This is a genomic window from Streptomyces omiyaensis, assembly GCF_014650895.1.
Lineage (GTDB): Bacteria > Actinomycetota > Actinomycetes > Streptomycetales > Streptomycetaceae > Streptomyces > Streptomyces omiyaensis.
This window is the reverse complement of sequence record NZ_BMVV01000044.1, coordinates 20,380-28,197: the sequence shown is the minus strand read 5'-3', so window position 1 is coordinate 28,197 and position 7,818 is coordinate 20,380. Positions and strand designations below refer to the sequence as shown.

Below are 7,818 nucleotides of genomic sequence, written 5' to 3'. Positions count from 1 at the left end.
GGCGCGCTCGACGAACCCGGGGGCGTACTCCCAGCCCTCGCCGATCCACGACGACTGGTTGTTCGTCGAGGCCGTGCGGCCGTCGATGGCGGAGGAGTTGTAGGACAGCTCGACCTTCGGCGCGAGACCGCCCGGCACGGCCGGTACGCCGATGGGCACGGTCCAGCCGAAGCCGCCCGAGTTGCCGCCCGCCGACCACGAGCCCGACGGGGCCAGCGAGGTGGCGGTGAAGGAGCCGTCGGCGCCCGAGGTGCCGGCGGTGGCCGCGAGGAGGGTGGCGCCGGACGCGGCCGCCGCGGTGCGGGCCGCGGGGGCGCCGGTCGTCCTGGCGGGGGTGGCGGTCCGCACGGGGACGGTGGCGGTCAGGGTGGCGTCCGCCGTGTCGTTCCGTGTGGCGAGCGGCGTCTGCTCGCGGCACTCGGCCCTGTCGGGCGTGGTGAGCGCGCACGCGGGCAGGGTCACCAGGCGCAGGCGGGAGGCCCAGCCGGCCCCGTAGGCGCCGCGGATCGACGCGTAGTCGACCTCGACGTCGAGGCGGTCGCCGGCCGGGGCCGTCGCCGGACGCAGGGACAGCAGGAGGCCGTCGACGCCCGCCTCGCGGGCGGCGGCGCGGTCCGCGACCGTCACGTCCATGGCACCGGTGGGCGGGGCGGCGTTCTTCGCGGTGGTCCCCTGGGCGTGCGGTGCGGCGAGGCGGACCGGGAGACCGCCGACGGCCGTACCCGTGCTCCGGCCCACGGCCACCCGGCCGGTGGCCGGCGTGGGCCACGAGACGGGGGACGCCTTCCAGGCGGGGGTGGGGGCGGGGGTCTTCCGCCGGGCGGGCGGGACGAAGTCCTTGCCGTCGACCGACTCCGCCCCGGGAACCCCTGCCGGACCGGGTGGCGCCGTCCGGGCGGCCCACGTCGGTGCCGAGAGCAGGGAGACGCTCAGTCCTGCCGCGACGATCCCGACGACCCCGGATCTGACCCGTCTTCCCGCCCGCTTCCCCGAATTTCCCGAGGAATGAAAAAAGGGCATGGCAAAGCCATGCTTTGTTGACATCGAAATCCCCACCCCGATAGACACAAGCAGCCACTTGAGCGGCGCCATTGAACACGCTGTCACATGCCTTTGGCAATGATTTTCTTCGCGGGCAGGGCAAGTACGTCAAGTCCGAGGGCGGGCGACGCCTCACCCCAATCCCCGTCTCACCAGGGGAGATACAGAGGATGGAGCGCAAGGTGCGGCTCCGGACAGGAACCTCCCCGTCCGGAATCGGATATTCCACTTCCCGTCCGGACCGTTTTCTCTCCGTGGCGAATTCCACCCACCAATCCCCTTTACCGAGAACGCGCTCCTCGGGATAGAGTCCGGCGCCAGGAGAGACCGACGTTCCCTCAGGGCCGATACAACCGATTGCGTCCTCCGGAAAGGCATTTCAGAGCATGCGTACCAAGAGACCCAGGAGCGGCTGGCGCACAGCCGCGCTGGCGATAGCCGCGTCCGTGGCGCTGCCCGCCTCGGTGATCCTTCCGGGGACCGTCGCCGCCGCCGACCCCGTGCCGGTCGCCGCCGCGGAGCCCGTCGCCCAGGCGGCCCAGGAGGCCGGCAGGTCGGACGCCCGGTTCGAGACCGTCGCCTTCGCCGAGGCGAAGCGCACCGGGAAGCGGGTGGAGATCCTCGACCGCCGCGAGGAGGCGGCCGAGTACTTCGCCAACCCGGACGGCTCGACCACCCGTCGCACCTACGGTGCTCCGAAGTGGACCCGCTTCGAGGGACGTTGGAAGCCCGTCGACGCCCGCCTCGTCAAGAAGGCGGACGGCTCGGTGGGGCCGGCCGCGCCCACGTACCAGATCTCCTTCTCCGGCGGCGGCGCCCAGCCGCTCGCCACGCTGGCCAAGAAGGGCAAGAAGCTCGCCCTGACCTGGCCGACCGCGCTGCCGACGCCGGTCGTCGAGGGCGACACCGCGACGTACGCGAACGTGCTGCCGGGCGTCGACCTGAAGCTGATCGCCGAGGTCGACGGCTTCGCCCAGCACCTGGTCGTCAACAACGCCGAGGCCGCCGCCAACCCCGCTCTCCGCTCCCTGAAGATGGGCGTGAAGACGGAGGGCGTCACCCTCACCGAGGGCCCCGGCAACAAGCTCCTCGCCAAGGACCGCAACGGCACGACCGTCTTCGGCGCCCCGGGCCCGAAGATGTGGGAGCAGCCGAAGACCGACTCCGAGGAGAAGCGCCAGCAGGCCGGCGCCAAGGCCAGGACCAAGGCCGGGGCGGCCCCGTCGGCCGGTGCGGCCGACGCCACCGCCGCGCAGCCGGACAGCGCCCCGGTCGCCGCCGACGTCTCCGGCGACACCCTCACCCTCACGCCCGACCCGAAGCTGCTCGCGGAGGCGGACCAGTTCCCGCTCGTCATCGACCCGATCTTCGGCGACGGCGACCGGCTGAAGTGGGCCGTGATCTACTCGGCCACCCCGGGCGCGGACTACCCCAACGGTGCGGGCTGGACGTCGTCGACCCCCGCCGACGAGCCGCGGGTCGGCTACAACGGCACCGGTGACACGCGCTCGTTCTTCGCGATGAACACCAACGGGCTCCAGGGCGCGACCATCCTCGACGCCAAGTTCGCGGTGAGCCAGACGCACACCTGGACCTGCAACGTGAGCGACGCCGGTCCGACCGAGCTGTGGTCGGCGGGCGGCATCATGGTCAACGCCCCGACCTGGACCAACCAGGATCCCTACTGGGGTGCGAAGCTCGACTCCGACTCCTTCGCGGGCGGCAACGACACCTTCTGCCCCGGCGACCTCGGCCACGACTTCACCAGCACGGCGCTGACGAACTACGTCCAGCAGGCCGCCAGCAACAACTGGACCGTCACGCACTTCGGTCTGCGCACGCCCACCCGCGGTGACTCCAACACCTTCAAGCGGTTCAAGAACGACCCGCAGCTGGAGGTCACGTACAACTACAAGCCGACCGTCGACGACCGCGACGCCTACGAGGGCTCCTGGGTGCCGTCCGGTGACGGCAACAAGCTCGTGCCGTGCAACTCCTACATCGGCAACAGCGGCATCGCGCTGACCGCGAAGGTCAGCGACCGCGACGGCGGCAACGTCGACGCGATCTTCTCGGTGAAGAACTCCGCGGGCACGGCGATCTCGTTCTCGCCCAACGTCCACTGGAAGCGCGTGACCAGCGGCAAGTGGGCCTCCGTCACGATGCCGGCGAAGAACCTCGCCAACGGCACCTACACCTGGTCGGTCTACGCCGCCGACTACGAGGCCACCGGCAGCCAGAGCCCGCCCACGGCCTCCTGCTCCTTCACCGTCGACACCAAGGGCCCGAACCTGCCCGTCACGGTGCGCGACACCGACGGCACCCCGGCCGGCGAGGCGACGGACAAGTACCAGGCCCGCAAGCCGGTCACGTTCAAGTTCTCCAACACCGTCTCCGACGTCGCCGGCTACTGCTGGACCGTGGACCGTCCGGTCTCCGTCTCCGGCGAGCGCTGCTCCAACGGCTCCTGGGTCAACGCGGGCACCGACACGTCCAACACCTCGACCGTCACCATCACGCCGTCCGGCTACCCGGCGAGCACGCTGTACGTCGTCGCCTACGACGCGGCCGGCAACCACTCGCCGGTCGACGGCGGCCACGAGACCGTCGAGCTCTCGATGACGAAGTCCGACTTCGTCTACGAGCCCGGGGTCACCCCGGTCACGCCGGGCACCTACCCGCAGGACCGCCGCGGCGACCTGAGCGGTGACGGCTTCGCCGACTTCGTCGCCACCAACCCCGACGGCAAGCTGATGCTCTACAAGGGCAACGGGACGCTCGGCCCGATGGCCGCGGCCGTCGAGGTCGGCACCGGCGGCTGGGGCGGCGCGCTGATCGCCCACCGCGGCGACCTCCAGGGCTTCACCGGCCCGACGGCGGCCCCGGACGGCTACGAGGACTTCCTCGTCCGCCTGTCGAACAACCGGCTCTACCTGTACCCGGGCGACGGTCTCGGCGCGCCGCGGTACTACGCCCGCCAGGAGGTCGACCACCCGTCCCAGGCGGACTGGCGCGGTCTGAAGCAGGTCGTGATGCCGGGCAACATCGACGGCAAGCCGGGCAACGACCTGATCACCACCGAGTGCATCTGGGACGCCTCGAACTACTGCGGCAACGCCGAGCTGCTCCTCTACAGCGGCCGTGGCGTCGCGGGCGGCGGCCAGAACCAGACCGACCCGTTCGACCTGGCGAACCCGACCGTCCTCGGCACGGGCGGCTGGCGCGACTTCACCAACCTCGCCATGGACGACCTGACCGGTGACGGCGTCGCCGACATCGTCGGCCGCTACCCCGCCGACGGCAAGCTGTACCTGTACCCGGGCTGCCTCGACAAGCCCGAGTGCGCGACCGGTTACCGTCTCGGCGCCCGTACCGCCTACGGCACCGGCTGGAACTCCCGGCCGCTGCTCACCTCCCCCGGCAACATCCAGGGCACGGTGAAGGCCACGTCGGTCACGATCAACGACGAGGGCGTCAACAAGACGTACAACTTCAAGCAGTTCGCGCCCACCGCGGGCGAGGAGTACGGCGACTTCTGGGCGACCACCCCCGCCGACCCCGACACGCTCGTCGAGTACGTCGACGCGTCCGGGAACCCGGCGAGCAGGCTCTGCCCGACCGGCTGCCTCCTCACCTACCCCGGTGGCCCCTCCTGGCACCGCCTGCCGCAGCTGTCCGGCACCGGCGCCTGGGCCACGACGATCACCGGCATCTTCTGATGCCGGCCGGCCACGGCTGATCGGCCACGGCGCACAGCACACGAGCGGGCCGTCCTCCGGGACGGCCCGCTCCGTCGTGCGCGGCGACGAGCGTGCGCGGCGGCAGGCGTGCGCGGCGGCGATGCCGGAAGGATCAGGCGGATTCGTCGAAGTACGCGTCGAGCACCGCGTCCAGCTCCGACTCCCACGCCGTGACGCGGGCGCGGTCAGGGGCCTGGAGGTCGATCGGGTACCAACGCCGGTCGGGGGTGTGCACGGTGACGGTGAACCGCTTGCCGAAACGGGCCTTCTCGCTCTCGACGGCGGCGAGTTCGTCCCAGCGGAACTCGCACGCCTCCTCGTCGTAGCTCAGGCGCACGCCCTCGGCGTCGGCGACGATCCGCCCCCGCCGGTCGGCGGCCTCGAAGACGGGGCCGTCGGCCGGCTCCGCGTCGCGCGGGGCGTCCTCGGCCCCTGCGCCGGCCTCGGCGGTGTCCTCGGTGTCGGCGTCGGCGGTGCGCTCCGCCCCGGGTGCGGTCTCCGCCCCGGCCCCGGCCATGTCGTCGGCGGTGTCGGTGTCGGTGTCGGCTGCCGCGGCGGGGCGGGCGTCCTCGGGCGGCGCCGACACCGCCGTGATGCCGGGGACGAACGCCGGGTCGGCCGAGGCGGCGCGCAGGGGCTGCTGTATGGGTCCGTTGCTCTGCTCCACGGCGGCAGTATGGCCGACGCGCCTGTGGGCACGGCAAGCGGGCTCAGCCGAGGACGGCCAGCGCGTCGATCTCGATGAGCAGGCCCTTGGGGAGGCCGACGTAGACGGTGGTGCGGGCGGCCGGGGGCGCCTTGAGCTCCTGCTCCTCGAAGTACTGGTTGTAGAGGGCGTTCATCTCGGCGAAGTGGTCCACGTCCGTGAGGTAGACGCGCATCATCATCACGTCGTCCCAGCCCGCGCCGCCCTCCTCCAGGATCGCCTTGACGTTGGCGAAGGTCTGGAGGGTCTGCTCGCGCAGGGTCGGGCCGGCCGGCGTCGGGGCCCGGCCCTCGACGGCCGGGAGGAAGCCGACCTGGCCGGCGACCTGGAGGATGTTGCCCTTGCGGACGCCGTGCGAGAACTTCGCGGGCGGGGCGGTGTGGGTGGAGGGGGTGAGGGCGGTCTTCTCGGTCATGCGGGGGTCTCCTCGGTTTCCTTCGGGGGAGTGGTGCCGGAGTAGTCGTGGCTGATCGCCTCCGCCGTGCGGCGCACCAGCGGCAGCAGGGCGAGGAGCTCCTCGGCGGTGACGACGACGTTGGGCGCCGAGACCGACATGGCCGCGACGACCCGGCCGTCGGCGCCGCGGATCGGCGCGGCGACGCAGTTGATGGACTCCTCGTGGCCACCGAGGTCGGTGGCCCAGCCCTGCTCGCGGACGGTCGCCAGCTCCTGGAGGAAGGCGGCGGCGTCGGGGGTGGAGCGGGGCGTGTAGCGGGGGTAGTCGAGCTTGGCGGCCAGCGCGCGCCGCTCGGGTTCGGGCAGGTCGGCGAGGAGGAGCTTGGCGACGGCGGCGACGGTGATCGCGACGGGCTTGCCGATCCGGGAGTACATGCGGACCGGGTAGCGGCTCTCGACCTTGTCGATGTAGAGGACCTCGCCGTCCTCGTGGACGGCGAGGTGGACGGTGTGGCCGGTGCGTTCGTTGAGCGCGGCGAGGTGGGGGTGGGCGATCTCGCGGACGTCGAGGTTCTCGACGGCCTCCTGGGCGAGGGCGAAGAGGCGGGCGCCGAGTCGGTAGCGCTGGTCCTGCTGCCGGTAGACGAGGCCGTGCTCGTGGAGGGTGCGCAGCAGCCGCAGGGCGGTGGACTTGTGCACGCCGAGGCGGTCGGCGACCTGGCCCAGGTCGGCGGGGCCCTGCGCGAGCAGCGGCAGGATGCTCAGCGCGCGGTCGACGGTCTGGCTCATGGGGTACGTACCTCCTCGTCGGCCTCCGTGCCGGCGGACGTCCACCCGGGGCCGAGGTGCAGTCTCCCCCAGGCGTCGTCGTCGAGCGCGGCCAGGAGGTCGGCGTGGGCGCGCCGGGGCGGGGCGGCGAGGTCGCCGGGGGAGGTGAGGGCGGCGGCGGCGGCGAGGTGCCCGTGGCGCAGGCGGGCGCGCGGGGCGAGGCCGCGGAGGGTGGCGGAGAGGAAGCCCGCGGCGAAGGCGTCGCCCGCGCCGACCGAGGCGAGGACGTCGACGCGGGGTGCGGGGACGCTCGTGACGGCGTCGGCCGCTCCTCGCCCGGGGCGTTCGGAGGCCGTCCCGGGGTGTTCGGAAGCAGTTCCGGGGTGTTCGGAGGCCGTCCCCGGGCGTTCGGAGGCCGTCCCGGGGTGCCCGGAGGCCGCCCCGGGGCGTTCGAAGGCCGTCGTGAGGCCCTCGCCGCCCTTGACGATCAGCGTCGCCGGCTCCGGCAGCAGGGCGCGGACCTCCGCCGGGTCCGCGGTGCCCCAGAGGCGCTCGGCCTCGTCGGCGCCGACGAGGACCAGGTCGGCGCGGCGGGCGAGGTCGAGGAGCACCTCGGCGGCCCCGCCGGCGTGCCAGAGCGCGGGCCGGTGGTTGACGTCGAAGGAGATCAGGGGGCGGCCCGGGCGGGGCGCGGTCAGGTCGTACAGCAGGGCCCGGCAGCCGTCGGAGAGGGCCGCCGTGATGCCGGTGAGGTGGAGGATCCGCCCGTCCGCGACGGTGTCGTACGGCACGGTCCGCGGGGACATGGCGGAGGCGGCGGAGCCGGCCCGGTAGTAGACGACCTCGTGGGCGGCGGTGGAGCGGTCGGCGTCGGTGCGGAAGTAGACGCCGGTGGGCCGGTGCGGGTCACGGCGGACGGAGCCGACGTCGACTCCGTACGCTGCGATGGTGTCGGTCAGGTGGTCGCCGAAGCCGTCGGTGCCGACCCGGCCGACCCAGCGGACGCGGTGTCCGGCGGCGGCGAGGGCGCAGGCGACGTTGGACTCGGCGCCGCCGATGGCGCGGGTGAAGGCGGGGACGTCGGCGAGACGGCCGGGCCGGGAGGGCAGGAAGGTCACCATGGACTCGCCGACGCAGACGACCTCGGGGGGTGGTCCGGTCATGGTC

At 72.9% G+C, this 7,818-nt stretch carries 5 protein-coding genes and 1 pseudogene; 1 reads left to right on the top strand and 5 read right to left on the bottom strand.

Annotation, left to right across the window (positions count from 1 at the left end; translation table 11 throughout):
• Positions 1–738: pseudogene (locus IE287_RS36345) on the bottom strand (RHS repeat-associated core domain-containing protein); the annotation flags it as partial.
• A 689-nt stretch (positions 739–1,427) separates the two neighbouring features.
• On the opposite strand from IE287_RS36345, the gene IE287_RS36340 reads away from it, so the two are divergent.
• On the top strand, positions 1,428–4,760 hold the full coding sequence (locus IE287_RS36340; protein ID WP_189853690.1) for a VCBS repeat-containing protein: 3,333 nt from the start codon (positions 1,428–1,430) through the stop codon (positions 4,758–4,760).
• A gap of 133 nt (positions 4,761–4,893) precedes the next feature.
• On the opposite strand, the gene IE287_RS36335 is transcribed toward IE287_RS36340, so the two are convergent.
• Genes IE287_RS36335 through IE287_RS36320 form a run of 4 tightly spaced genes read right to left on the bottom strand, consistent with a single transcriptional unit; the run spans position 4,894 to position 7,814 of the window.
• A complete protein-coding gene (locus IE287_RS36335) occupies positions 4,894–5,448 on the bottom strand; it encodes a hypothetical protein (protein WP_189853689.1) in 555 nt (184 codons plus the stop codon).
• A gap of 43 nt (positions 5,449–5,491) precedes the next feature.
• Complete coding sequence (locus IE287_RS36330) at positions 5,492–5,902, bottom strand: RidA family protein (RefSeq protein WP_189853688.1); 411 nt, start codon at positions 5,900–5,902, stop codon at positions 5,492–5,494.
• Positions 5,899–6,672 carry an IclR family transcriptional regulator gene (locus IE287_RS36325; RefSeq protein WP_189853687.1) on the bottom strand — a complete coding sequence of 258 codons (774 nt, stop codon included), beginning with the start codon at positions 6,670–6,672 and terminating at the stop codon, positions 5,899–5,901. Before IE287_RS36325 ends, IE287_RS36330 begins: the two co-directional genes overlap by 4 nt.
• Positions 6,669–7,814 (bottom strand): sugar kinase, encoded by a 1,146-nt coding sequence (locus tag IE287_RS36320; RefSeq protein WP_189853686.1) that lies wholly within the window; start codon positions 7,812–7,814, stop codon positions 6,669–6,671. Before IE287_RS36320 ends, IE287_RS36325 begins: the two co-directional genes overlap by 4 nt.
• Between the last annotated feature and the right edge of the window lie 4 nt (positions 7,815–7,818).

What these genes read in the sequence shown, in the direction of transcription:
- IE287_RS36320 (WP_189853686.1), bottom strand. Translation starts at nt 7,814, where the DNA reads ATGACCGGACCACCCCCCGAGGTCGTCTGCGTCGGCGAGTCCATGGTG.
- IE287_RS36330 (WP_189853688.1), bottom strand. Translation starts at nt 5,902, where the DNA reads ATGACCGAGAAGACCGCCCTCACCCCCTCCACCCACACCGCCCCGCCC.
- IE287_RS36340 (WP_189853690.1), top strand. Translation starts at nt 1,428, where the DNA reads ATGCGTACCAAGAGACCCAGGAGCGGCTGGCGCACAGCCGCGCTGGCG.
- IE287_RS36325 (WP_189853687.1), bottom strand. Translation starts at nt 6,672, where the DNA reads ATGAGCCAGACCGTCGACCGCGCGCTGAGCATCCTGCCGCTGCTCGCG.